We start from the raw sequence: 766 nt of genomic DNA, 5'->3' as shown, positions 1-766 counted from the left end.
CCGCCGCGCCGCTCGCGAAGGCCACGACGGCCGCACAGATCACGCAGGGCACGCAGAGCACGCAGAGCACGCAGGGCACGCAGGGCACGCAGGGCACGCAGGGCGCGGAGATCGCACAGGTCACGAAGGTCGCGCGGGTGTCCCCGCCCTGGGCGCCGGTCGTCGTGGAGATCGACCACAGCGGCGCCGGTCCCGACCAGGTGACCGTCGAGGTGTCGGCGTACCGCGACGGGCAGCGCCGCCCGGTGGGTACCCGGCGGCTGCCGCGCTCGGGCGTACGGTCGTACGTCCAGCACCGCATCGACGAGGCCGTCGCCCATCTCGACCCGGACGCCGAGGAACTGGTGACCTTCGTGCTGCCCCGCGAGTGGCTCAACGAGGCGGTGGCGCACTGGGAGTGCGGCGCGGACGACAGCACACCGCTCGGCTGCGCCTACCCCCTCGTGGTGACAGACCGCGCCCGGCACCGCAGCAACCGGTTGCGGCACCAGCTGCGCAAGAAGTGGCAGAAGCTGGACGCCGGGCGCCCGGCGCCGGTGCACCGCGTGGAGTGCGGCAGCCAGGAACGGCCGCCGAGCCTGCGCAAGCGGCTGTGGGACGGCGACGCGGGACTCGCCGGGTTCGCGGTCCCGCCGACGGCCGCCCGGGAGTACTTCGAGATCGGCCTCACCGTCCCGGTCCCGGTCCTGCTGTGGTCCCGTACGGGCTGCCCCGCCGGGGAACACGGGGAGCCGCGGTGCGCCGGGGCGGGGCAGCCCGTACGGGA

1 protein-coding gene is annotated in these 766 nt (G+C 75.2%); it reads left to right on the top strand.

Features of this window, described 5'->3' with window-relative positions; translation table 11 throughout:
* A partial coding sequence (locus CCN72_RS37270) for a VMAP-C domain-containing protein (protein WP_483027299.1) occupies positions 1-766 on the top strand: 766 nt, incomplete at both ends.

The sequence above is a fragment of the Streptomyces murinus genome (assembly GCF_002154555.1).
In the GTDB taxonomy this organism is placed as follows: Bacteria; Actinomycetota; Actinomycetes; order Streptomycetales; family Streptomycetaceae; genus Streptomyces; species Streptomyces murinus.
This window is presented reverse-complemented; position numbering and strand designations above follow the sequence as displayed.